The sequence below is a fragment of the Pontibacter locisalis genome (assembly GCF_042684605.1).
In the GTDB taxonomy this organism is placed as follows: domain Bacteria; phylum Bacteroidota; class Bacteroidia; order Cytophagales; family Hymenobacteraceae; genus Pontibacter; species Pontibacter locisalis.
In genome coordinates this window covers 268368-294049 of sequence record NZ_JBHULU010000004.1, presented here as the reverse complement: position 1 = coordinate 294049, position 25682 = coordinate 268368, and the positions used below count along the sequence as shown (strand labels likewise).

Annotated in this window: 22 protein-coding genes and 1 tRNA gene; 15 read left to right on the top strand and 8 right to left on the bottom strand. The window is 45.6% G+C overall.

The features are described from left to right. Window positions 1-30: 30 nt before the first annotated feature. Both kbl and ACFSRY_RS04445 read left to right on the top strand, forming a co-directional pair. Entirely contained in the window at window positions 31-1221 is a 1191-nt protein-coding gene (gene kbl / locus ACFSRY_RS04450; protein WP_377503560.1) for a glycine C-acetyltransferase, read from the top strand. A 120-nt stretch (window positions 1222-1341) separates the two neighbouring features. Continuing rightward, window positions 1342-1542, top strand: coding sequence for a PLDc N-terminal domain-containing protein (locus ACFSRY_RS04445; protein WP_377503559.1), 201 nt, complete (start codon window positions 1342-1344; stop codon window positions 1540-1542). Between the two features lie 7 nt (window positions 1543-1549). On the opposite strand, the gene cdaA is transcribed toward ACFSRY_RS04445, so the two are convergent. Beyond that, window positions 1550-2398 (bottom strand): diadenylate cyclase CdaA, encoded by an 849-nt coding sequence (cdaA, locus tag ACFSRY_RS04440; RefSeq protein WP_377503558.1) that lies wholly within the window; start codon window positions 2396-2398, stop codon window positions 1550-1552. Beyond that, window positions 2395-3252, bottom strand: a complete 858-nt coding sequence (gene folP, locus ACFSRY_RS04435; protein ID WP_377503607.1) for a dihydropteroate synthase — start codon at window positions 3250-3252, stop codon at window positions 2395-2397. The genes cdaA and folP overlap by 4 nt, the downstream gene beginning before the upstream one ends. A gap of 44 nt (window positions 3253-3296) precedes the next feature. Between folP and ACFSRY_RS04430 the strand changes: the two genes are divergently transcribed. From ACFSRY_RS04430 to ACFSRY_RS04415, 4 genes are all read left to right on the top strand, one after another. Continuing rightward, the gene (locus ACFSRY_RS04430) at window positions 3297-3851 is read left to right on the top strand and encodes a DUF1599 domain-containing protein (RefSeq protein ID WP_377503557.1); all 555 of its coding nucleotides are present in this window, start codon (window positions 3297-3299) and stop codon (window positions 3849-3851) included. Between the two features lie 31 nt (window positions 3852-3882). Continuing rightward, complete coding sequence (locus ACFSRY_RS04425) at window positions 3883-4980, top strand: BT_3928 family protein (RefSeq protein ID WP_377503556.1); 1098 nt, start codon at window positions 3883-3885, stop codon at window positions 4978-4980. Then, window positions 4977-5486, top strand: coding sequence for a shikimate kinase (locus ACFSRY_RS04420; RefSeq protein WP_377503555.1), 510 nt, complete (start codon window positions 4977-4979; stop codon window positions 5484-5486). The genes ACFSRY_RS04425 and ACFSRY_RS04420 overlap by 4 nt, the downstream gene beginning before the upstream one ends. 99 nt (window positions 5487-5585) lie before the next feature. Further along, a complete protein-coding gene (locus ACFSRY_RS04415) occupies window positions 5586-6194 on the top strand; it encodes a sterol desaturase family protein (RefSeq protein ID WP_377503554.1) in 609 nt (202 codons plus the stop codon). A 54-nt stretch (window positions 6195-6248) separates the two neighbouring features. On the opposite strand, the gene ACFSRY_RS04410 is transcribed toward ACFSRY_RS04415, so the two are convergent. Together ACFSRY_RS04410 and ACFSRY_RS04405 are read right to left on the bottom strand one after the other, a co-directional pair. Then, window positions 6249-6419, bottom strand: coding sequence for a hypothetical protein (locus ACFSRY_RS04410; RefSeq protein WP_377503553.1), 171 nt, complete (start codon window positions 6417-6419; stop codon window positions 6249-6251). 372 nt (window positions 6420-6791) lie between these two features. Then, the gene (locus ACFSRY_RS04405) at window positions 6792-10613 is read right to left on the bottom strand and encodes an SBBP repeat-containing protein (RefSeq protein WP_377503552.1); all 3822 of its coding nucleotides are present in this window, start codon (window positions 10611-10613) and stop codon (window positions 6792-6794) included. Between the two features lie 783 nt (window positions 10614-11396). Here ACFSRY_RS04405 and ACFSRY_RS04400 point away from each other — a divergent pair. Beyond that, entirely contained in the window at window positions 11397-12290 is an 894-nt protein-coding gene (locus ACFSRY_RS04400; protein ID WP_377503551.1) for an ATP-grasp fold amidoligase family protein, read from the top strand. Window positions 12291-13124: 834 nt separating this feature from the next. Here ACFSRY_RS04400 and ACFSRY_RS04395 read toward each other — a convergent pair. The 4 genes from ACFSRY_RS04395 to pheS all read right to left on the bottom strand — a co-directional run bounded on the left by ACFSRY_RS04395 (window position 13125) and on the right by pheS (window position 15716). Further along, a tRNA-Asn gene (locus ACFSRY_RS04395) sits at window positions 13125-13198 on the bottom strand. A 133-nt stretch (window positions 13199-13331) separates the two neighbouring features. Further along, entirely contained in the window at window positions 13332-13748 is a 417-nt protein-coding gene (locus tag ACFSRY_RS04390; protein ID WP_377503550.1) for a hypothetical protein, read from the bottom strand. After that, window positions 13741-14598 carry a 3-hydroxyacyl-CoA dehydrogenase NAD-binding domain-containing protein gene (locus ACFSRY_RS04385; RefSeq protein WP_377503549.1) on the bottom strand — a complete coding sequence of 286 codons (858 nt, stop codon included), beginning with the start codon at window positions 14596-14598 and terminating at the stop codon, window positions 13741-13743. Before ACFSRY_RS04385 ends, ACFSRY_RS04390 begins: the two co-directional genes overlap by 8 nt. 92 nt (window positions 14599-14690) lie before the next feature. Beyond that, window positions 14691-15716, bottom strand: a complete 1026-nt coding sequence (gene pheS, locus ACFSRY_RS04380; RefSeq protein WP_377503548.1) for a phenylalanine--tRNA ligase subunit alpha — start codon at window positions 15714-15716, stop codon at window positions 14691-14693. Window positions 15717-15993: 277 nt separating this feature from the next. On the opposite strand from pheS, the gene ACFSRY_RS04375 reads away from it, so the two are divergent. The 8 genes from ACFSRY_RS04375 to ACFSRY_RS04340 form a co-directional block, all read left to right on the top strand. Continuing rightward, window positions 15994-16815 (top strand): LiaF transmembrane domain-containing protein, encoded by an 822-nt coding sequence (locus tag ACFSRY_RS04375; RefSeq protein ID WP_377503547.1) that lies wholly within the window; start codon window positions 15994-15996, stop codon window positions 16813-16815. 24 nt (window positions 16816-16839) lie between these two features. Further along, window positions 16840-17886, top strand: coding sequence for a sensor histidine kinase (locus ACFSRY_RS04370; protein WP_377503546.1), 1047 nt, complete (start codon window positions 16840-16842; stop codon window positions 17884-17886). Next, window positions 17861-18604, top strand: coding sequence for a LytR/AlgR family response regulator transcription factor (locus tag ACFSRY_RS04365; RefSeq protein ID WP_377503545.1), 744 nt, complete (start codon window positions 17861-17863; stop codon window positions 18602-18604). Before ACFSRY_RS04370 ends, ACFSRY_RS04365 begins: the two co-directional genes overlap by 26 nt. A 232-nt stretch (window positions 18605-18836) precedes the next feature. Continuing rightward, window positions 18837-19469: a TetR/AcrR family transcriptional regulator gene (locus ACFSRY_RS04360; RefSeq protein WP_377503544.1), complete on the top strand. Its 633-nt coding sequence runs from the start codon at window positions 18837-18839 to the stop codon at window positions 19467-19469. 24 nt (window positions 19470-19493) lie between these two features. After that, entirely contained in the window at window positions 19494-20861 is a 1368-nt protein-coding gene (locus tag ACFSRY_RS04355) for a TolC family protein (protein ID WP_377503543.1), read from the top strand. A gap of 35 nt (window positions 20862-20896) precedes the next feature. Continuing rightward, a complete protein-coding gene (locus tag ACFSRY_RS04350) occupies window positions 20897-22048 on the top strand; it encodes an efflux RND transporter periplasmic adaptor subunit (protein ID WP_377503542.1) in 1152 nt (383 codons plus the stop codon). 23 nt (window positions 22049-22071) lie between these two features. Continuing rightward, window positions 22072-25491, top strand: a complete 3420-nt coding sequence (locus tag ACFSRY_RS04345; protein ID WP_377503541.1) for an efflux RND transporter permease subunit — start codon at window positions 22072-22074, stop codon at window positions 25489-25491. 6 nt (window positions 25492-25497) lie between these two features. After that, on the top strand, window positions 25498-25682 hold a 185-nt coding region (locus ACFSRY_RS04340), incomplete at its 3' end, for an acyl carrier protein (RefSeq protein ID WP_377503540.1).

Below are 25682 nucleotides of genomic sequence, written 5' to 3'. Positions count from 1 at the left end.
TGTAAATAACGAATAACGATACACGAAACTATGTACGAGACATTAAAACCAGACCTGGAACAGCAGCTTGCCGAAATAAAAGAGGCGGGTTTGTATAAACAAGAGCGTATTATCACCACTCCACAGGGAGCGGACATCGATACCACGCAAATGCAGCATGTGCTAAACTTCTGTGCCAACAACTACCTGGGCTTATCAGCTCACCCAAGAGTAATTGAAGCAGCAAAAGAGGCTATTGACACACATGGATACGGCATGAGCTCCGTTCGCTTTATCTGTGGTACCCAGGACATCCACAAAGAACTGGAGCGTAAGATATCGGAGTTCTTAGGCACAGAGGATACTATACTTTATGCGGCTGCTTTCGATGCAAATGGTGGTGTGTTTGAGCCTTTGTTTGATGCAGAGTCTGCGATCATTTCAGATGCCCTGAACCATGCCTCTATTATCGACGGTGTCCGTCTGTGCAAGGCGCAGCGCTTCCGCTATGACCACAACGACATGGCTGACCTGGAGGCAAAACTGCAGGAGGCGCAAGGTGCAAAGCACCGCATTATCGTAACCGACGGGGCATTCTCTATGGACGGTACTGTAGCACAGCTAGACAAGATCGTGGAATTGGCTGACAAGTATAAGGCCCTGATCATGGTGGATGATTGCCATAGCACCGGTTTTATGGGTAAGACAGGCCGTGGCACGCACGAGTACCATAATGTAATGGGCAAGATCGATATTATTACAGGCACGCTTGGCAAAGCACTTGGTGGTGCCATGGGTGGGTTTACTTCTGGCCGTAAGGAGGTTATTGAGATGCTGCGCCAGCGTTCACGTCCTTACCTGTTCTCTAACTCACTGGCTCCTTCCATAGTTGGTGCCTCTATTGCTGTATTCGATCTGCTTAGCTCTACCACTGAGTTGCGCGATAAGCTGGAGTGGAATACAAAGTATTTCCGCGAGAAGATAACCGAAGCTGGCTTTGATATCAAACCAGGCGACCATCCGATCGTGCCGGTAATGTTGTATGATGCGCCACTTGCACAGGAATTTGCTGCCCGTATGCTGGATAAAGGTATCTATGTAATTGGCTTCTACTACCCGGTAGTACCAAAGAGCCAGGCGCGTATTCGTGTTCAGATATCTGCCGTGCACGACAGAGAGCACATCGATAAGTGTATTGCCGCTTTTGTAGAGGTTGGCAAAGAGCTTGGTGTGATCAAGTAATATAATATCCAAAGTATAATAAAAGCCACTCCTGTTGCGGGAGTGGCTTTACTTTTTATAAATTGTCAGAATGTCTATAATCCAGACAGAACAATATATCTTAAGCAGGAGCTGTAACCAATGGAATTAGTTGCAAAATTTCCTTTAGCTGTTGTCTTGATAGTGGCAAACTATCTTTTGGTAGTATACAGCGTTTTTCACTTGATCTTTAAAACACATTACACCCTTGCGCAGCGCCTGAACTGGGTGGTGGTGCTGTGGATAGTGCCCTTACTAGGGCCGATGGCTTACTGGTACTTCTGGAGAAGGAGGGACAGATAGTCGCTCTTTAAGCAGCGCTGACAGACTTTTCTGCAGGGGTAGCAGTGGAAGCGGCACGCTGATCGGTGTCAAACAGAAACTGATTTAACTTTACCCGCAAATCTGCTGATGAAAGGTTTCTGTACACTTCCCCGTTGCGTACTAAAGCAATCTGCCCCGTTTCTTCTGATACAACTAGCACCACACTATCTGTAATCTCCGTTAAGCCAATAGCTGCCCGGTGGCGAAGACCCATGGAAGCCGGAATTTCCTGATTTTCAGAAACAGGCAGAATGCAGCGCGCTGCTTTTATGCGGTTAGCAGATATGATTACAGCGCCATCGTGTAAAGGGCTGTTTTTGTTAAAGATGGATACCAGCAAACGCTTGGAAATAATAGCATCAATAAGGTCTCCCGATTCAGCATAGTATTTCAGCTCCGAGCTTTTCGCAAAAACGATCAGAGCACCTGTGTTTTTACCGGCAAGAGACTTAGCGGCTTCAATAAAAGGTGTTAAACTAAGCTTGTCTGACTGCTCCCGGCGCCACGGAAATCCACGGAAGAAGCGATCGTTGTTAAAGGCCGTGGTTTTACCGATAAGCAAAAGGAAGCGCCTTATTTCGGGCTGAAACAGGATGATGGCCGCCAGCACACCCACACCCATAAACTGGCCAAGTATTATACTCAGCAGCTCCATGCCAGCGGCGCGTACTACAAGGTACAGCAGGTAAATTGAAAGCAAACCCAGAAAGATTTTTAGCGCCACACTACCGGTAAGAAGCTTGTACAGTTGGTACAGTAGCACTGTTACGAGCAGGATATCAATAATATCAAGTAGCTCAATCTCTAAAAACCCTATGCTGAATAAAAATATCAAAGTAATGCTTTCGTGTAAAGTTGTATAGTTTGCTTAGCTTCTTTTACGTCGTGAACCCGCAAAATGTCGGCACCTTTGGTTAACGCTATCGTGTTTACAGCTATTGTGCCTGTTAAAGCATCGGCCTGATTAATGCCGAGCGATTTATAAACCATGGACTTGCGTGAAAGACCTGCCAACAGAGGCAGCCCTAATATACGCAATTCATCCATACGTTTTAGCAGTTCGAAATTATGATCAATTGTTTTGGCAAAGCCGAAGCCCGGGTCAAGTATAATGTCCTTTATTCCCAGTTGTCTGAGGCTGTATACCTTTAGCTGCAGCTCATCGAGCACCTCCGTCACTACATCCTCATACTTAGCCAACGTAGCCATGGTCTGTGGCGTTCCGCGCATGTGCATCAAAATGTAAGGAACCTGCAGTTTTGCCACTGTGTCATGCATGTTCTGGTCAAGATTTCCGCCAGAGATATCATTGATGATAGCGGCACCCGCTGCCACGGCGGCTTCAGCTACCTGCGCCCTGAAAGTGTCGATGGAAATGATAGCATTTGGATAAGCAGCGTGGATAGCTTCTATGGCTGGTACTACACGGTCAAGCTCCTCCTGAACTGAAATATCTGCAGCACCGGGTCGGCTGGAGTAGCCTCCTATATCCAGTATGTCGGCGCCATCGGCCAACATCGTTGCGGCACGTTTCAGCACCTCATCCAGCGACTGAAGACGGCTATCGGCAAAGAAAGAATCCGGAGTAACATTAAGGATGCCCATCACCCGCGGTAAGTCCAGAGAGAGGATTTTTCCACGGCAGTAGAGTGTGGTTTTTTTCTTAAAAAGCGTATCTTTCGCTTCCAACGTTGGCATCTGAGTCAATTATTTTTAAAATTAAATCTAAAAAGTTGATTAGTCAAACACTACAGGAATATAATCAGGTAGTAAATCGCTGCAAAGACACGTTTGTGAAGAAAACAAAGGACTACGGTACTGCCTGGCGCGTACTAAGGTTGCCTTCTATTACAGACCAGATCTTTATAAAGGCGCAGCGCATCCGTTCTATTCAGGAGAAGGGCAAACAGATGGTGGAAGATGATATCAACGGTGAGTTTGTAGGCATCATCAACTACTGTATAATTGCGCTTATGCAGCTTAACTTGCCCAAAGATGCACCGCTAAGCCTGACGGCAGAGGAAGTAGAGAGTGAGTACACCCATCATATTGAGGAGAATATAAAGCTGCTGACCGCTAAAAACCATGATTATGGTGAAGCGTGGCGAGATATGCGCGTGAGCTCAATTACTGATATTATACTGATGAAGCTTTACCGGACCAAGCAGATAGAGGATAATGAGGGGCAGACATTGATCTCCGAAGGTGTAGATGCCAATTACCGTGACATGATCAATTATGCTGTTTTTGCGCTAATTAAATCAGGTTTCGCGGAGCCGGTAAAATAGAAAAGCAGAGATAACTCCAATAATTTTAGTGATGAAATACATAAGCAAATTTTGCTGGCTCTTTGTGGGCGTGCTGTTCATCTTCTCAGGCCTGATCAAAATAAATGATCCGGTAGGAACTGCTATTAAGCTGGAAGAATACTTTGAAGTGTTCTCAGTGGATATTGCCCCCTTCTTCAAATCACTGGAGCCTTTTGCGCTGTTCTTTTCCATCTTCCTGAGTGCCCTGGAGATTGTGCTTGGAGTGGCCTTGCTCATACGCTGGAAGTTAAAGGAGGTGTTGGTGGCACTGCTGGTAATGATTGTTTTCTTTACTTTCCTGACGTTCTACTCTGCTTACTTTAATAAGGTAACAGATTGTGGTTGCTTCGGAGATGCTATAAAGCTAACACCATGGGAGTCATTTACAAAAGACATTGTGCTGCTGATAATGATCCTGGTCCTGCTGTTCACCCGTAAATACCTGGAGCCGCTGGTAAGGCCCACTGTTGGCGCTACAGTCACGGCTCTCACGGCTATACTTTCAGTTGGTATTGGCTGGTACGCTTATGAGCACTTGCCTTATGTTGACTTCCGGGCTTACAAAGTTGGCAACAATATTCCGAGCCTGATGCAGGCTTCTGCTCCGCTGCGTTACAAGTATATCATGACGAAAAATGGGGAAGAGCAGGAATTTGAGGAGTACCCAACCGATCAGAGCTACACTTTCAAGCAAATGGTAGCCATCAATCCTGAAGACGGCCCTAAGATCACAGACTTCAATGTATGGAATGATCAGGGTGATTTCACACAGGAGGTATTAAGCGGCAAAAAACTGATCATCATTGTGCATAATGTTGCTAAGGCAGACAAGGATAACCTGGATGATATCAATGAATTAGTAAAGGCAGCAGAAAAACAAGGTATAACACCATTGGTAGTGACGAGCAGCAGCGGTCAGGATTTTGAGGTTTTCCGACACGAGGCTAACCTAGCAGTGCCATACTTTTACGGTGATGGTACTGTACTTAAAACTATCATTCGATCTAACCCAGGCATCCTGTTACTACAGGACGGCACTGTGAAGGGGAAATGGCACCACAATGACACCCCAGAAATAGACGAAGTGCAGGAACTGCTGGCGGGATGAGAGTCTTTTTAACAGGTATGATGGGAAGTGGTAAAACCACATTGGGAGGGCAGTTGGCAAAGCTGCTCAATTATCCTTTCATCGACCTGGACGAGTATATTGAACAGCGGGCACAGAAGACAATACCACAAATTTTTGCAGACGAAGGGCAGGATAAATTTCGCCTGCTTGAGCGCCAGGCACTGGAGGAGTTGGTGCAGCAACATAATAAAGCGGTGATTGCTACAGGTGGCGGAGCCCCCTGCTTCTTTGACAACATCGATTTCTTGAACTCGCATGGGGAAAATATTTTCTTAGATGTGCCCGTTGAAGAAATATTTAATAGGCTGTTGGCCTCAGATTTAGCACTAAGACCCTTACTGTCCGGAAAAAGTGAGGAGGAAGTTAAGTCTTTTTTAACCAAAACATTAGAGGGTAGAATCAGGTTTTATGAGCGGGCGAGGTATAGGGTGAGCGGCAGTAACATCACTGCAATACATTTGCAAAAGCTACTCAACCATAACTGAAGTACCCCGTTATACCTTTATACAAGGCATAACAACCTGTAGCACCTGTTTAAAAAATAAGTAGTTTTGCAGCATTAAAAAGTACAGCAAAATTCAACTATGAAACCTAACCACAAAGGACGTGCACAGCTCTTCCAGAATCCGATTCTTGAGAAGATGACCCGAACGCACATCGCGATACCCATCTCCATTTTTTTAATTATAGCCACTGGGCTTATTTATTACGGCCTAACGTACAGTTTTATCAATGTGCTGGAGGCAGTTGGCTTCTTCTTTTTAGGGTGGTTTATTTTTACTCTTTTAGAGTATATGGCGCATCGCTACTTGTTTCACATTGATACCAGCACGCCTACCAGAGAGCGTTTGCAGTATATCCTTCATGGAAACCACCATGAATACCCAAAAGATAAAAAGCGGCTCGCAATGCCTCCGGTGGTAAGTATACTTTATGCTTCTGCTTTCTTCTTTATTTTCAAGCTGATTTTTGGACAGTTCGTTTTTGGTGTAGTGGCGGGAATGCTTTTTGGGTATGCTATGTATTTGTTCGTGCATTATGCTGTGCATGCCTATACGCCTCCTAAGAACTTCCTGAAGCAGCTATGGATCCATCATAGCATACACCACTACAAAGATCCTAACGTAGCGTATGGCGTATCTTCTCCGCTCTGGGATTATATATTAGGCACAATGCCAAAAAGATCAAAGTAACATGAGTTATCAAGCATAAAAAAAGGAGCCGAAAGGCTCCTTTTTCATTTTACGTTATCTTCTTATTTTCCTGAACAGCCAGGTGATAAGTAACACCACGATCACAATAATTATGAGTGCCGTCCACATACCTGCTTCGAAAATGTCTCCTACAAGTTCACAACTGCTAAGTGTAAAGGTTAGCAGTATAATAATGGCCATTAAGTAAGGCTTTATGTTTTTCATAGTTTTTTCTTTTTAGGTTAACAAAGGCGAAAAATTTCAAAGGACTGTATGTCGCTAATATGAAAATATCGCCATATTAGTGTTACTGGAAATTTGGGAAAAAGGTTAGCTGCCGTAGTATAGGGATGATAAGGTAGGAGAAGTGTAGAAACAAAAAGCCACCCATATGAGTGGCTTTTTTGCTCCCCCTAAAGATCAATCGGCGAAACAGTGTTCCTGTAGTATTCCAACTAAATGCGTTTTACTGCTGCCGATTCATGCTGTACAAAACAGGTGCCTGTGTTCCTGAAGAAGCAGTTGTGTTGAAGGCTACCTTTGCCTTACAAGTATTTATTGCTCTTGTTAAAGTAACCCCTATATTACACCAACCATCTAACGCTGCACGACCAGCTTTACTGTCAACACCTGTGAGCCGCTGGTCAGGCGTGCAAAATAAAGTCCGTTTGCCAGGCCCTCTGCGTTAATTTCGTGCTCATAGCGCTGGTTCTCTTGAGCCACTCCTGCTATTACTTGCTTTACCATAGCTCCGCTTCGGTCATAAAGCTCCACCTTATAGGCGCTACTGCTTGTTATCCTAAAGCTCAGGATTGCACGATCAGAGAATGCGTTCGGGTATACTACCATCTCCTCTGACTCTGTGTTTTCCCCGGCGATAAGCGAGCTTTCACTCTTCATGTGCTTCATACCTTGTTTATGAATCACGATGGAACCTTGCTCAATGGCATCACAGGCTGGGGCATTGTACTCAAGGTTAGCTGAAGAGCAGGCGGGTTGGCTGTCAAAAACAATCGCCCCCTGTGTTTTCTCCTTATCTATTACCCAGATCAGGATACGGAGCTTGTCTGAATTCTTCTTTTTCTGTCCTTTACTTTTCTGGAGGTACTGTGCATCGATGGCTGCTATTAAGTAGCCGAAGCTGCGGGTATCTGAGATCAACTTGCCTGAATTATTCCGGTACGTGAGGGTGCCCTGTCCTTGGAAATAGGCCTTGTCGCCGGCGATAACCAATGAACCATCTTTAATGCTGGTGCTGTGGAAGGTATAGTCGTTAACCTTGAGCAGGAAAGCTCCTTCTGTAACATCTCCTTTTTTATACTTGGCTACAAAGCTCCAGTGGGCTTTACCTTCTCTCTGCATGAGCTCGAAAGCCGCATTTGCAGGGAAATCTGACCAGCCCCCGCCTGTAACAAAGCCTGCAGCAGGATCAAAGACATGAACAAATTTAGTAACTGTCTTAGTAGGGCAACCGTCAGTGCCACCGTAGGTAACGCTCAACTTGTAGACCTGCGGTGAGGAGGGCCAGTCAACGGAAATGGAGCCGGTGCCCTGGCCGGTAAATTTTGTGTAGGAGTTGCCATTGCCATCAGTGATACTCCAGGTAAAGCTGTTTGCTCCGGATGCTGCCAATGAGTAGACAGAGCCGGAGGTTTTAACCGCTGCAGTAGGTTTACCCTTAATGGCAGCGTCTGCAAGAACAGGGCATTCCGCCTGTTGGCTATACTTGACGGTAAGGAAGTCCTCGCGTGTAGTAGAACTGAAGCTATAGCCCGTGATAATTATGTTGTTATCCTTATCCAATGCCATTGCCACAGCGCGGTCTGATTGTCCCTCTGTCTGAGCGTCCCATACAAGCTTTCCATCAGCCGCACTATATTTAACCGTGCTGAACACGCTTCTGAATTCATTGATGCTGCCTCCACCGAAGCTGTAGCCAGTAATGTATACGAATCCTCTATCATCTGCAGCAATGGCATTAGCCAGATCACTGCTCCCGTCTTCTCCATCAAAATAACTTACCCACTGTTGCTTTCCGGTAGCAGCATTGTAGCGCAAGGTGGTAAAATCAGTGTCGTTGTCTCCATACCTGTAGCCCGTAACGTACACCCCTCCCTGATTATCAACAGTAATATCATTACTGTTATACCAATGACCGTCTTCTTCTCCACTAAAACGCGCGACCCAACTTTCCTTTCCCGTAGTTGCATTGTAACGTATTGTTGCAAAATCAGAGCCCGCTCCTATACCCTTACGATAACTCGTACCGGTTATATAAACTCCTCCAGCATTGTCTACAGCAATGGCTTCTGCATAATCACTTTGTCCTTCACCTGCATAACGCTGCACCCAAATTTCTCTTCCAGTGGATGCTTCGTAGCGTATAGTGGCGTATCCGGAGCTATTACCAGTGACGTACAAGCCGCCACTATTATCTATAGCAATGGCTGTTGCTTCTTCATAGCTCTTAGAGGACCCATTATAACGCTGCACCCAAGTCTGCTCGCCAGTGGCAGCATCGTAGCGAATAGTAGCGTAGTCACTACCAGTACCTTCGCCATAGCTAATTCCTGTAACATAGAGCCCTCCCAGACCATCTGCAGTAATGGCTCTGGCCCCATCATAGCTGTTAGCAGGCCCATCATATAGCTGCACCCAAGTCTGCTCGCCAGTGGCAGCATCGTAGCGAATAGTAACATAATCACTTAAGGTGTTTTCACCAAAAAGAGTGGGGGTGTAGCCGGTAACGTAAACTCCGCCCTTATTGTCTACTGCGATAGCACTTGCCCTACTATTAAAATCTTCACTGTAAATTCTTATCCACAATTCTTCGCCTGAAGGGGAATATTTAATTGTCACAATACTAGATCTGCCATTAAATGGCTCCTCATCCTCCTGATAACTGCTAGTGCCTGTTATGTAACTATTACCTGCTGCGTCCACTGCTATTGCTATTGCTTTATCAGATAAGTTTCCTTCTAGTGCGTACTTATTTACCCAGCGTTCCTGACCTGTGGCTGAGTTGTAACTGATAGTAGCAATGTTTCTAATGGTTTTTCCTCCGGTGCTCCCACCAGTTACATATACCCAACCGCTATTATTTATAGCAATGGCATTTGCCCCATCATTACTGTTAGAGGGCCCATTGTAGCGCTGTATCCAATCCTGTTTTCCCGTTGGAGCATCATAGCGAATAGTGGCGTAATCATAAGAAGAATCTTTACTGAAACTAAAACCAGTAACATACACGCCACCATTGTTATCTACAGCAATGGCATTGGCTTGATCGAAACCATTAGCAGGTCCATCATAAAGCTGCACCCAGGTTTCCTCACCAGTGGTAGCTTCATAGCGAATGGTTGTATAATCAGCAATAACAGCTCCTTTTGAGAAGTTTGAGAAGGAACCAGTAATAAAAACCCCTCCCTGGTTATCTACAGCGATACCACTTAATCTAGTAAATCCGCTAGATGGTCCGTTGTAGCGCTGTACCCATGCCTGTTTTCCTGTGTCAGCATCGTAGCGCACTGTGGCAAAGTCTTCATTTGTATTCTCCCCGGAACTGGTACCAGTTACAAAAACACCACCCATGTTGTCAACAGCGATGGCTGTGGCCGCATCATTTCCGTTTGTAGGACCGTCGTAACGCTGCACCCAAATCTGCTTACCGGTGGCAGCATCATAGCGTATTGTGGCAAAATCACTTGTAGCATCAAAAGTTGTAGAGCTTTCCCTGTAACTATAACCGGTAACGTAAACACCTCCGCCTCCATCTACAGCAATGGCTCTGGCCCCATCGCTTTCATTAGCAGGCCCATTATAGCGCTTCACCCAAACCTCCTTACCGGTAGCTGCTTCGTAGCGTACAGTTATAAAATCACTAATAACAATTCCCCCGGGAAAATTTGAACTTGAACCTGTGATATATATACCTCCTTTGTTGTCTGTAGCAATGTCCTGAACTTCGTCAGAGCCACCGGCAGGTCCATCATAGCGTTGCACCCAGCTTTCTTCTCCGGTCGCTATATCGTACCTGATGGTTACTATGTCCTTTTCGCCCTCCCAGTTTCCGATGATCCCGGTAATATAAACTCCGCTTTGCTCATCTACAGCGATGGCTGTGGCCTGCGTTGTTTGCTCTTTTCTATAAACCTTTTCCCATAGTTTTTCACCTGCAGGTGAGATTTTAAATGTGATTATACTGGATGATGCTACATCATAATCAGGATATGAGTGGCGGGTTGTACCGGTAATGTAGCTGTTGCCTTCAGCATCCACAGCTATGGCAATAGGGCTTATATTTTCAGTTCCAACACCATTGTATCTTTTTGACCACTCTTCAGTAGGTTGCTGGGCAAAGGAATCTGGTAAAAAGGAGAGCAGCAAGCCGGATAATAGAGAAAGTAGATGTTTGTTCATAGTTATAAAGGTCAGGTTTTCAAATTTTTAACTACAGCAATAGCTCCTTCCGGATTGGCAGGCTCAGTGTCGATCAAGAGTAGAAAAGGTAGTGCGGTCTTGGGTGAATAGTATAAGAGTTTACGACTTTATGTAAATTAATTTATATAAAAGTGTCTTATTTACATGTGAAAATGGTGATTGATAGAAAGGAAAGGGTGAATTATGCCTAAGTGATAGGGAGTAATCTGCCTGTGCTGCTACAGGTTAACTTGCAGGAGGTTGAGCTATAGAAGGTAGATGTGAGAGAGCATGAATACTAAGATCCAAGCAATTGAAGGGAGTTGTTTCTAGTTTAAAAGACTCTCCTGAACCTCTAGAAGGTAAAGAAATGTAGCTCCTTCTCATCTTTGAAAGCTTTCTTGCTCTGCAAAACTACAAGAAGTTGGTTTCAATAATATGACGGCTTTCTCAAAAAGGTTTTGCAACAACCACTTACATATTTTAAAACGAGCATAGCTGGTCGGGTAATGAGTTGCTGGCGGTTCGTTCTTGAGAGAAAAACAGAGGGTGTCCGTATATTTTGGAAAGCGACGTCTGTATAAACAATTTGTCTTTTGATGCGTTATAGGCTGCAGAGCATTCACAGATAATCAGTTTCCGGTACCTACTTATTAATAATGGCTGTACGTCTGTCTGTTAGATTCCGTGTCATTGCCATGTGCGGCGTTAGCCAAGGAGTAAAGGTTCCGGCAGCGGAGAGTCGGCATTAGATTATCACATACACATCATAGCACAGCGACTATGCTTCGATTCCTCCTTAATACCTCCAAGTCCAAGCTACGGAATATTGTCCAGGTGCTTAATGGCAATGGCAACGGAGAATTTTACAGGCGTATGAAGCGTCGGCACCGCACGTTTTGGGAGGCGCCGGACGCAGAAACCATCAGGAACGCTCCTATGGATGCGAGCGATCCGATGGAGAAGTGGCGGACCTCTGAAAATTGGCAAAGAAAGCTGAGCAATAAGTACAACTCTAGGGAGTTTGCTAAGAAGCACGGGTGCCAGGTGCCTCAGCTGTACTGGAAGGGAAGGGAGACGGAAGAAATACCCTTCGACAGGCTACCTCAGCAGTATGTGATAAGGCCAACGGTAGGACACTCTGCCAACTTGGTCTTTTTGATGGACCACTCGGTCAACCTGATGGATAAGCGCTCCTACACCAGAGAGGAGATAACAGAGACACTGGGCAAGGCTTTAGCTCAAAACCCGTACCTGGAGTTTCTTATTGAGGAGTTCGTGAGAAGCGAGAAGGGGGAGTATACTATTCCCGATGACTATAAAGTTTATACTTTCGGCGGTGAGGTGGCCTGCATACAAGTGATAAACAGGCTGGGCCGTAAGGAAGGACTCACTAGCTTCTACAGTGAGAGTTGGGATCTGCTGGAGAATATGAACACTCTGTATCCGGAGACGACCTATCAGCAACCGCCTGAGTGCCTTCAGGAAATCATAGCGCGCGCCAAGGAGTTAGGCCGCTCCTATGGAATCTTTGTCAGGATAGATTTCTATGCCACGGATAAGGGAGCCGTTTTCGGGGAGTTTACCCCTACCCCCGGTATGGGTAAAGGCTTCAGCCCTTATGCTGATAGGCTGTTTATCGGTTACTGGGACAGACTTTGCAAGGGCACGGTTTAAGCTGGCAGGGAAGCAGTGACCAAAGCAGCGGGGCGCCTTGTCCTTAGCTTTATTCCGGCCGCCATCGTGCCTGTCTACCTGCCCAACAACTCAACTGTAGAAGACCGTTCTCTGGGTCAGAGAGGAATGATCTGCTAAGAAAAACATAGGCTCGGGTTTCAGGAGCTGGTTTTTAAGTGGTCGGAGTCTGAGGTAAATCAAATTTCTTCAGGCTGACTGGGTGCTCCATGTGTGCAATGTTTTTGTTAGACTAATTTACTCCAGCAGGTAGGTTAAGCTGCAACTTAATGAAATCTTGATGCAGCCAGGATATATCAGATCTCCCTAGGAGAAGCTTTATGCTTTATTTTAATCTTACACAAGTCACAGTCTTCATAGAATTACACCAGGCGCCATTAAGATTAACATAGCACAGTTAAAGCATTAAGGTGCAGAATAGGGGATAAATAGTGGTTAACGCAATAATCATATTCTAAAACCACTTGAGAGAAACTAACTGTAGAAGCTTCCAAGGTTAGCTTCCTGTGCATACGCTGTACACTAATTTTTTATGGAACAACCACAGACTCTATATGTCAGGTTCTAAAGTGTCCTGCAAAAAGCTGATAAGAAGATGTAAATAAACAGGGCATTGGTAATAAAGCTTAGTTTTTGAGTATTAGGGTAACTTTAGTGAGAAAGGCTTACTAATCAAACTGTTACAAGTTGTAAAAAATTCCTTCAGAGAAGAGTAAAACAGAGCCTTCAGTAGTAAAAAAGATACAAGAGCATGCAAAATGTATAAAAACAAAAAAGCCACTTAACGATGTGACTCGTAAGTGGCTGATTTTAAAGCTCCCCCTCCTGGGCTCGAACCAGGGACCCCCTGATTAACAGTCAGGTGCTCTAACCGACTGAGCTAAGGAGGAATCTCGACATATCATCTGCGACTTTCTCGCTGATTGATGGTGCAATATTACGGCGGTTTTGATTACTACGCAAGTGTGTTGCAAAAAAAATCTTCTATAAAACCATAAGCTGCTGTAAATCAAACGGAAATTTTTAGTTAGAAATATACAGCACAGAGCCAGATAAGGATGTTTTGTATTGTTTGAGGCCATAAACGGCTGGTCCTGCCATTACACCACCCTGTAAGTTAAACTGCGAACCACAGCAATCATCCACGATGAACAGGTTAGATGGATCTACCTTTACCTGAGAGCAGGCGGCGGTAGGGTCGTAGGGGCAGGCACGCTCAAAAGCAGTATACAAGCTGGCGCTTTGCCGAACAACCAGAATTCCTTTATAGCCACCGTTAAGGTAAACATAGCCGCCATCCTGGCGGAGGGCAGGGTACTGTAAGCTGCTCACATTTATCTGCTCGCTTACCGGTACTTCAGGTATGGCAGGACCGTTAAATGTGTCTTTGCAAGCGCTTACCAGGAATAACAGCACTAGCAGAGGCCATATTCTACTCATAAGAGTAAAAGCCCTTGCCCGACTTGCGGCCATGGTGCCCGGCATCAACTTTTTGCTGCTGTATGCGGCTCGGTCTGAATTTAGAGTCATAGTGAAAGGCCTCGAACATGGAGGTCGTTACTGAATAATTAGTATCAACACCAATCAGGTCCATAAGTTCAAAGGGCCCCATCCTGAAACCACTTGCCTGCATCAGCTTATCAATGGTTTCTACATCGGCCACACCTTCTTCCAACAACTTCAGTCCCTCCACATAAAAGTGGCGTGCTACACGGTTAACGATGAAACCAGGAGAATCTTTTGCCATGACAGCTGTTTTGTCAAGTTTCTCAGCCAACTGCTTAATGGTTTCGGCAGTCTCCGGTGATGTGGCAGCACCAGAAATTACCTCGACAAGTTTCATGATATGAGCAGGATTGAAGAAGTGCATGCCTACCACACGCTCCGGATGAGGAACGGCAGCCGCTATCTGGGTAATTGGAATAGAAGAGGTGTTAGAGGCTAATATAGTGTCTGGTGTGTTTATGGCAGCTAATTCCTTGAAAATGCTCTGTTTGACTTCCAGGCGCTCCACGATGGCTTCAATGATCACGTCACAGCTCAACTGTAGCGTATCACCCGTGAAGGTAAGGTTGCTAATGGCTGTCTGTTTATCATCCTGTGTTAATTTGCCGCGCTCAATCCCTTTGTCCAGATTCTTTATAGTTGTGGCCTCCGCTTTTTTAAGCACCTGTGCATTAATGTCGAAAAGCAGGGTTGTATAACCAGCCTGCGCACAAATTTGTGCGATTCCCTGACCCATGGTTCCGGCTCCTACTACACCTATAGTCTTTATATCCTCTAGCTTCATAGTTCTTATTATTTGCTGTAAAAAGGATGAGTGAATGCTTTGCTGCGGTTATACGTCAAAACATTCACTCATCCTTTATTTATGGCTTTAAGTTAAATAACGCCTTCAAACTGGCGCAGGAAACGCACATCATTCTCAGTGAAAAGACGCAGGTCCTTTATCTGGTACTTCAGCATGGAGATACGCTCAATACCCATGCCGAAAGCAAAGCCCGAGTATGTTTTTGGATCAATGCCGCTGCTTTGGAGTACGGCAGGGTCAACCATACCGGAACCACCGATCTCTACCCAACCACTGCCTTTGCAGATGTTGCAGCCTTCGCCTTTACAAATAAAGCAGGTTATATCGATCTCAGCGCTTGGCTCAGTAAACGGGAAGAACGAAGGACGGAAACGAATCTCAGTGCCTTGTCCGAACATTTCCTTGGCAAAATAATAGAGTGTTTCCTTCAGGTCTTTAAAGCTAACCCCTGTATTTACATACAAGCCTTCTACCTGGTGAAACACCATGTGAGCCCGTGCCGAAATAGCCTCGTTGCGGTATACACGCCCTGGCATGATACTGCGCAGCGGTGGCTGGTTATTCTCCATCAGGCGCACCTGCACTGTAGATGTATGGGTGCGAAGCAGCTTATCTTTGTTTTCGCTCAGGAAGAAAGTGTCCTGCATTTCGCGGGCAGGATGGTTCTCCGGGAAGTTCAGGGCAGAGAAATTGTGCCAGTCGTCCTCCATTTCAGGACCCTCGGCCACATTAAATCCGATACGCTCAAAAATGCGAACAATTTCGCGGCGCACCAGTGATAGCGGATGGCGCGTGCCAAGCGTGTTAGGTACAGTAGGCAGGCTAAAATCAAAACCGGTGTCACCAGCTGTGTCGGCTGCACCTGCTAATTGCTCCTGCGCCATGTCAAAACGTTCCTGGGCGCGGTTCTTTAATGTATTTAACTGTTGACCCACCTCACGGCGCTGTTCAGGTGCTACCTCTTTCAGGTTATTGAAAAGATCGGCTATGCGGCCCTTGCGGCCAATATAAGCTATGCGGAATTGCTCCAGTTCGGCAGCACTGGTAAGTTGTGCTTCCTCTATTTCTTGTGCTACTCGTTGTATGTTCTCCACCATAATATGCAAAGATAAAATTACCCAAGGAAATCTACGTATTTTCTATGGGCTAATTGCCTCCGTTTGTTCTCTTTCTCTTAGCAGGAGGGGCAGAACAAGATTGATACAGCCTGTAGCCTTGTCAGTACAAGTATACATAGTAAAACCTTAATATAGTTTGTAAGTTTACCGACGAAAACCCTTCGTTTACCGACTTCTGCTTGGGGGTGGCCTATTACCTATAGACGCGGATAGCTGTATCGAGTACCTTTGAAATATAAATTAACAAGAAGGAACTATGGAAAATAAAGAATCACACATGAATAACTACGGCGGCAACTGGGAATCTCCGCAACGTGGAGGTGGTGGTAAAGTAATGGCAGGCCTGCTACTGATTGTAGTAGGACTTGTAGTGCTGGCAACAAAACTGGACTATTTTTTTCTGCCAGGATGGGTGTTTTCATGGCAGATGCTACTGATCGTTCTGGGGCTTTTCGTTGGCTTCCGGCATAATTTTAGAAAACCGGCCTGGCTGGTACTGGTAATCATAGGCACAGTGTTTTTGTTAAATGACCTGATAACCGGCTTTAACATTAAGTTCTATTTCTGGCCAATACTGCTGATAGGTTTGGGCCTTTGGATTATGCTAAAGCCTAAGGGGCGCCATACACATTATATGCCGCCACGTCCAAGGCCTGTACCACACAACCACATGAACACGGCTGATGCTGCCCCCGAGCCAGATACAGGCTCTTACGGATTGGGCAATGATGCCTCCACAGAAGACTATGTAGACTCTACTGCCGTATTCGGAGGGGTGAAGAAAAACATAATTTCCAAAAATTTCAGGGGCGGAGAAGTGGTAAGTGTTTTTGGGGGCACCGAGCTTAATATGACACAGGCAGATATGCAGCAGCCTGTAGTGTTGGAGGCTACTCAAATATTTGGAGGCACTACACTGATCGTGCCTGCACACTGGGAGGTAAAATCTGAAATGGTAGCCATTTTGGGTGGAATAGATGATAAACGACCGATCATGCCTGGTGGGTATGACCCGCAGAAAGTGTTGATTTTGAAAGGAACCACCTTCTTTGGCGGACTGCAAATAAAAAGCTACTAGGGAAGAGTTATAAACAGACTTCGTATGCCTTCTTTAAGAATCATATCCATTTACCTGGGGTGGGCCCTGTTGTGGGTTCTGGTGCAAACTATATTGCTCAGGTTCTTTGGTACGGCATGGGGAGTAGCAACAACGGATGCCCTGCTGACTAATCTGTTGCTGGTTGGAGGAGGGTATGCTACGAGTAAAGGGCTGCGTTACTATCAACCTAGTGCAAGAGAAGCTGCGCACCTGCTAGGTTGGAGTGTAGCACTGGCAGGCATCTGTGTGGCTGTTTTCTATTGGCTGATTGGTAAAGTATATGCAGGTTATGCTGATTACCTGCAGTTTGTTGATACGACATTGCCGGTACGTTTTGTGTACTCCTGGCTGATGGTGCTGCTGATCTTACTGCTTAGCTGGATGTGGTTTTATTTGCAAAACAGGCAGCAGGATGAAGACAGAAGGGCTACAACTGAAAAAATGGCTCGCGAGGCAGAACTTTTTAACCTGCGCCAGCAACTGCAGCCTCATTTTCTGTTTAATAGCCTTAACTCAATCAGTGCTCTGATAGGAGCAAGGCCGGAGCAGGCCCGAACTATGATTCAACAACTCTCGGACTTCCTGCGAGGCACCCTCAGGAAAGACAATCAGCAAGTAATGGCCCTGGCAGATGAACTGAAGCACCTTCAGCTTTATCTGGATATTGAGAGAGTGCGCTTTGGGCACCGCCTGAAAACAGCCATTGAAGTACAAAATGAAACAATGAACATGCGCTTGCCTGCTCTGCTACTGCAGCCTGTTGTGGAGAATGCTATTAAGTTCGGCCTTTACGACACAGTTGGTGAGACTGAGATAACTATAAAAGCCTCCGCTGAAGACAATCACCTATTGCTGCAGGTTAAAAATCCTTTCGATCCTGAAACAGTACGACCACAACATGGCACCGGTTTTGGGCTTAGCTCCGTGCGTAGAAGGCTTTATTTACTTTATGCAAGACAGGACCTGCTCCGCACGCAGCAGCAGGATCATACTTTTATCACTACCATCAAAATACCACAAAACTATGAACAAGTGCCTGATAATAGATGATGAACCGCTAGCCAGAAGCATAGTGGCGGAATACCTGCAGGAGTATCCTTCTATAGAAGTGGTGCAGGAGTGCGGGGATGGATTTGAGGGTGTAAAAGCTATTATGCAACACCAACCAGACCTTATTTTTCTGGATATTCAGATGCCCAAGATCAATGGCTTTGAAATGCTGGAGTTGGTAGATAAAGCTCCTGCGGTGATTTTTACAACAGCTTTCGATGAGTACGCATTAAAAGCCTTTGAAGCCAGTGCTGTAGATTACCTTCTAAAACCTTTCAGCAAAGATCGTTTTAATGCGGCTGTACACAAGTGGCAGGAGCAACGAAGTGCTGCATCTGCGGAGTCAAAGCTGCAGCAGTTAACAGATATTCCTGTCAAACAGCCTGAAGAACAAATCCGAATTGTGGTAAAAGCAGGTAACAACATTAGAATCATACCCGTGTCTGATGTGCAGTACCTGGAAGCCTATGACGATTATGTGAAGATTCATACTAAGGACGGTATGTTTTTGAAAAAGAAAACAATGAGCTACTACGAAGATACCTTGGCTACGGACCAGTTTGTGCGGGTACATCGTTCTTATATTCTTGCCCTCTCCCAACTCACCCGAATAGAACCTCTTGAAAAAGACAATCATATAGCGCTCCTAAAAAGTGGTATAAGAATACCTTTAAGCAAAAGCGGCTATACCAGGTTAAGATCAGTACTGGGGCTGTAATGCCATAAAATGGTTTTTAGCCTTAACCACCCTGTTTGCCTATACTTCCTCCTGGCTTTAGCTCCCGCAACTGCGTCTTTGCTTCATTTTACACCCTGCAACGGCTGTACAGGTTGGGAAAAATCTTGCTGCTTAGGAGCAGTTTTTAAAACATGTGGGCTCTGCTTTGGTTACTAAAAAATAACATTGGAAACTTTGGTGATTGAAAACGTTTCCATAGTTTTGCATTGCAATGGAAACAGAAGAGAGCATAGAAATCAAAGAGAAGATCCTGCAGGGGGCATTTGAGCTTTTTTGTCAGAGGGGGGTCAAAAGCGTGTCAATGAGCGACATTGCGCAGCACTTGTCTATGTCGAAGAAGACAATCTACAAGTGGTTTGACAACAAAGACAAAGTAGTGTATGATGCCTGTCGGGATTTTCTTCAGTCTTTGGAGCAGGATTGTGAATGCTCCATGGTTGGCGCAAAAAATGCCATTGAGGAGCTTTGGGGTCTTATGGAGATGACAAAGCATGTTATCGCAAGAGTCCATCCCTCTATTTTCCATGATATCCAGAAGTATCACCGAGACAGTTGGCAGCTTTGGGTAGCACACAAGTATGACTTTATCCTGGACAAGATAAAGCTGAACATTCTTCGTGGTGTGGCAGAAGGATTGTACAGGGGCGATTTGGATGTGGAGATAATGGGCCGCATGCGCTTAGGGATGATCGAGATGGCATACGATAGCAAATTGTTCCCTCCTCATGAGTTTAATATTCAAAAGGTGCAGATAGACATGCTGGAGCATTATATGCTGGGGATGGCCACGCTTAGAGGGCACAAAATGATAAACGAGTTCAAGCATAGAGTTGAAGAAGAATAAACTACCAGACTACTACCTATAATTATGAAAAAGACAATAAGCTTGATAGCGACCTGCTTTGCGCTGTTAGGCACATCTTACGCACAAGACCAGAACGCTAGGCCGTTTAGCCTGCAGGAAAGTATAAACTATGCGCTGCAAAACCGCGCTAGCCTGAAAGCTACCCGTAACGAAGAAAAGATAGCGAAAGCACGTGTCGGCGAGATAAGAGCTATGGGTTTACCACAGATCAATGGTTCATTGGATGTGGGTGATAACTTCATTCAGCAACAGTCTTTCCTGCCATCCGAGTTCTTCCAGGATCCTGATAACCCTAACTCTCCACCGCCAGGCACCTTTGTTCCGGTTACTTTCACCCCCGCCTATACCGCAAATGCCATTGTAACTGGTAATCAGCTTTTATTTGACGGTAGCTATCTGATTGGATTGAAGGCCGCTAAAACCTATACTGAATTATCACGCAAAAGCACTTTGCAGAGCGAAATTGAAATTGCAGAGCAAGTGGCCAAGGCCTATTATGGGGTACTGGTTAATCGTGAGCGTATGGAACTGCTCAACCAGAACCTGGTAAGGCTGGATACACTGCTGAGCCAGACAAGTGTAATGTTTGAAAATGGTGTGGCAGAGAAGCTGGACGTAGACCGTCTGCGCGTGTCGCTTAACAACCTGAAGGTTGAAAAGCAGAGAGCAGAACGCCTGATGGAGCTAAGTGAAGACTTGCTAAAGTTTCAGATAGGCCTGGAGCAGAACCAGCCTATTCTGTTAACGGGTAATCTTGCCGAAGTAGAAGTGGATATTGCGCAGCTTGCCCCACAGAACTTTAACTACGGTAGCCGCATCGAATACTCAATACTTGAGACGCAACGTGATCTGGCTGAACTGGATTTGCGCAATCGTCGGTCAGGCTACCTGCCGAAGCTATACCTGAATGCGCGCTATGGCTACAATGCTGCAAGTAACGAGTTCAGTGAGGTAACCAAGACTGGTAACTGGTTAGAGTATGGTTATGTAGGAGGGCAGCTGCAAGTGCCGATTTTTGACGGCTTGCGCAAACACTACCAGATACAGCAGGCGAAGCTGGCATTGGAGAACACCAAGTATGGCTTTGAAACATTGCGCCAAAGCATAGATCTGCAGATAGAGCAGTCATCTACTGAGCTTACCAATGCACTAAGCGTGCTGGATTCGCAGAAAGAGAACCTGGAGCTGGCAGCTGAAATCGCACGAGTTGCTAAAATTAAGTTTCAGGAGGGTGTAGGCACCAACCTGGAGGTAATTACGGCAGAAACAGACCTTCGCCAGGCCCAGACAAACTATTACGCCGCTATTTACGACGCCTTGATTGCTAAAGTAAACCTGGAAAAAGCTACCGGATCATTACTGACTAAATAAAACTATTGAAGAACTACCTAATTGCTAAAACTGAAATGAAAAGAATACTAGGAATATCATCTATGGCTATCCTGCTTGGTCTTGCCTCTTGCGGTGGTAATGATAAAGAAGCACAGTTAAAAGAGCTGAAAGAGCAGCAGGCTAAGTTGCAGGAGCAGATTGAGGTGCTGGAAGCTGATCTGAAAGCAGAAGGAAAGACTGTGGCCACAGAAAAGAAGACAGTGCCGGTTAGTGTAGCAGCTGTAGATAAAGATACTTTCCGCCATTACCTGGAGGTACAGGGTAAAGTAGATTTCGACCAGAACGTGTTGGTTAGTGCAAAAGTGCCGGGTGTTTTAACAAGTGTGCGCGTGGAGCGTGGCGACCGTGTTTCTAAAGGACAAACCATGGCTACCATAGATGCACAGGTTCTGGAGCAGAATATAGCTGAACTTAGAACACGGCTGGAACTGGCAAGAATTGGTTTCGAAAAGCAGAAGAACCTGTGGGATCAGAAGATTGGCACTGAAATGCAATACCTGACAGCCAAGAATAACAAAGAAGCTTTAGAGCGTAGTCTGGCCACCTTGCAGCAGCAGCGTGACCAATACAATGTGAAGGCTCCTATCTCAGGAGTTGTTGACGAGGTGGTGCCGAACACAGGTGAGTCTGTCGCTCCGGGTATGGGTATCATCCGTGTCGTGAACACACAGGGTGGAAAAATTGTGGCTGAAGTATCAGAGGCTTACCAGGCGAAAATAAATGAAGGCGATGCAGCTGTTATATACTTCCCTGACCTGAACAAGGAAGTAGAAACGACAGTGGATGTTGTCGGAAATTATATTAACCCTACCAGCCGAACCTTTACCGTAGAGCTGCGCCTGAAGGATGCTAAAGACATAAACATGCGCCCTAACATGGTAGCTGTTGTACGCATCCAGGATTACAAGAACGAAGACACAATTGTACTTCCGATAAACCTGGTGCAGAAGGATGAGAAAACAGAGTATGTATATGTTGCCCAAAAAGAGGGTGATCGTTATGTGGCGGCCAGAAAGGAAATAGAAACGGGTATGAGCTACAAAGGAAAAATAGAGGTGCTGCGTGGATTGTCTGCAAACGATCAGGTGATTACGGCGGGATATCAGAATATAAATGAGGGGCAGCCTGTTGTTTTTACGCAGGACAACAGCCTGACGAAAAAGTAAGAGTGCCTTTTAAAGTATAAACTATGAAACAGTTCAAGCCAACCAGTTGGTCTATCGATAATAAGACGAGTATCTATATCGTAACCATCATTATCACACTGGCGGGTATATTCTCCTATATAAATCTTCAGAAAGAGAATTTCCCTGATATTGTTATCCCAACGGTTTTTGTGAGTACCATTTATGCCGGAACCTCACCTTCCGACATGGAGAACCTAGTAACACGTCCTATTGAAAAGGAGATTAAAGGTATAAATGGTGTTAAGAAAGTAACCTCTAACTCGGTACAGGACTTCTCCATGATCACCGTGGAATTTAATACCGATGTAGAAGTGGCGGTGGCAAAACAGCAGGTAAAAGATGCTGTAGACAAAGTGCGCGTAGACCTGCCAACAGACCTTACCCAGGAGCCGAATGTGCAGGAGGTAAACTTCTCCGAAATTCCGATCATGTTTGTGAACGTGTCAGGAAACTACAGCCTGGATAAGCTGAAGCAGTATGCCGAAGACCTGCAGGACAGGATGGAGGCTTTCCCGGAGATTACCCGTGTGGATATTGTAGGTGCCCTGGATAAAGAGGTGCAGGTGAACGTGGACCTGTACAAGATGCAGGCTGCCAAGGTAACGTTCAATGATATAGCAAATGCCATTGCCCGTGAGAACATAACTATATCAGGCGGTAACATAACTGTTGGCGAGGCCAAGCGATCAGTGCGTGTGGTAGGACAGTATGTAGACCCAAATAGAATCGGAGACATTGTAGTGAAATCCCTGTCCGGAGCGAACATTCAGCTGAAAGAAATTGCCGAGGTAAAAGAAGGATTTGAGGAGCAGGAAAGTTTTGCCCGCCTGGATAATGCGCCTGTAATTACATTAAGGGTTATCAAGCGTAGTGGTGAGAACCTGATCGAGGCATCTGACAATATTCGTGAGACGATTGAGGAAATGGAAGGCTCTGTATTGCCAGAAGACCTGAAGATCACGATTACCGGTGACCAGTCAAAAATGACGCGTCATACCCTGAACGACCTGATCAATACCATCATTATCGGTTTTGTGCTGGTAACGTTGGTGCTGATGTTCTTTATGGGTACAACCAATGCTATCTTCGTAGGTCTGTCGGTGCCGATATCCATGTTCGTGGCTTTTCTTACGTTCTCTTTCCTGGGTATTTCACTGAACATGATTGTGCTGTTCGCTTTCCTGCTTGCCCTGGGTATAGTAGTAGACGATGCCATCGTGGTGATTGAGAACACGCACCGCATCTATCATACTACTAACTTAAGTATTGTAAAGGCGGCAAAGGTGGCAGCCGGAGAGGTATTCATACCTGTTCTGGCCGGTACATTAACTACTATTGCACCTTTCTTCCCGCTGCTGTTCTGGCCGGGTATAGTGGGTAAATTCATGCAGTATCTGCCTATTACCCTTATCGTAACGCTTGTGTCTTCACTGCTGGTTGCTTTTATAGTTAATCCGGTTTTTGCAGTGTCTTTCATGAAGAAGGATGAGCATGCGGAGAGTCGCCCAAGCTCAGGCAAGGCTTTCTGGGTACTGATCGCAATCGGTTTTGCCATAGCTATTGTCGGTTACATTACCGGATGGTTTGGTACAGCTAACCTGGTGATGCTCATTGTGGTATTGGTGCTGCTTAACAAGTTTGTGTTCACGGGCATGATCAATAGCTTCCAGAACAAAATACTGCCTCGTTTCATGACAGGCTATGAGAGGTTGTTGCGCTGGATGTTGATAGGTAAAAGGCCGGTGGGCGTATTTTTAGGAGTGATCGGCTTACTGATTTTTTCAGTTGTTTTAACGGCCATCAATCCTCCTAAAATGGTGTTCTTCCCATCAGGCGATCCAAACTTCGTGTATGCTTACATCAACATGCCGATAGGTACAGATCAGGCTGTGACAGACTCTGTTACGAAGATTGTGGAGAAGCGCGTGTATAATGTGATAGGGGAAAATAACCCGAACGTTGAATCGGTAATTTCAAACGTAGCCATTGGTGCCGGCGACCAGAATGACCGCAGTGCAACACCACAATCTCACAAAGGAAAGGTTACCGTTGCCTTTGTTGAGTATAAAGACCGTGAAGGCGACGTTTCAACCAGTAACTACCTGACCCAGATCAGAGAGGCTGTGCAGGGAATTCCCGGAGCTGATATTACAGTGGATAAGGAGCAAAGCGGCCCTCCGGTTGGTAAACCAATATCTGTGGAAATAGCAGGCGAAGACTTCGAAGGACTTATTGCTTTGTCGAAGCAGGTAGAGCAGTACATAGACCAGCAAGGCATTGGAGGCATTGAAGAGCTCCGCTCCGACCTGGAAGACAGCAAGCCTGAGATAGTGGTAAACATTGACAGGGAACGTGCTAACCGCGAAGGCATTAGTACCGGCCAGATTGGACAGGAGGTGCGCACAGCAATTTTCGGTGCAGAGGCATCTAAGTTTAAGCTGGATGAAGAAGAGTATCCGATACAAGTGCGCTATGCAGAGCCTTATCGTGATAACATAGATGCGTTACTGGATATGCGTATCACATACCGTGACATGAACTCCGGTCAGGTGCGTCAGATTCCGCTTTCATCGGTGGCTACCTTAGATTACTCCACTACTTATGGTGGTGTTAAGCGGAAGAACCTGAAGCGGATGGTAACCCTGGAGTCTAATGTGCTGGATGGCTATAACCCGAACGAAGTGGTGCAGCAGATAGAAGAGTCGCTGCAGAGCTTCCAGACGCCAGAGGGATATGAAGTTAGAATGGGCGGGCAGCAGGAAGAGCAGCAGGAAACAATGCAGTTCCTGTTAATTGCACTGGTTGCAGCTTTCCTGATCATCTTCCTGATCCTGGTAACACAGTTTAACTCAGTGTCCAAGCCGTTTATTATCCTCTCTGAGGTGTTGTTCTCGATCATTGGTGTGCTGTTAGGCTTCTCGATCTTCGGGATGGATACATCAGTGGTAATGACAGGTGTTGGTATAGTGGCGCTGGCTGGTATCGTGGTGAAGAATGGTATCCTGATCGTGGAATTCACGGACAAGCTGCTGGAAGAGGGAATGACCTTAAAAGAAGCCATTGTAGAGGCGGGTAAAACACGTCTGAACCCGGTGTTGCTTACAGCCACGGCTACTATACTTGGTCTTATACCTTTGGCAATAGGCTTGAACCTGAATTTCTTTACGCTGTTCAGAGAGTTTGAGGCCGGCTTCTTCCTGGGCGGTGACAGTGTTGCTTTCTGGGGGCCTTTGGCCTGGACGATCATTTTTGGTTTGAGTTTTGCTACTCTTATCACTTTGCTGGTCGTGCCGGTAATGTATTTGTTAAATGAGAATCTGAAAGATAAGTTGATCGGGAAGAAGAAGCGTGAAGAGAAAAAGATACAACAGCAGCGCGAGCTTCACCTGAACGGAAAAGTTAGAGAAGAATACACAGTTTAAACTACTATGATTGCTACAAATAACGCTATTGAGAAAGAGGTTATCCGTATCATTAGCAAAACAAAAGAGATAAAAGCGGATCGTTTGTATGCAGAGAGATTGCTGCAGGACTTTGGCTTTGATACTGTTGATTTAGTGGATATAATTCTGGAGTTGGAGAAGAACTTTAAGATCACCATTCCGGATGAGGT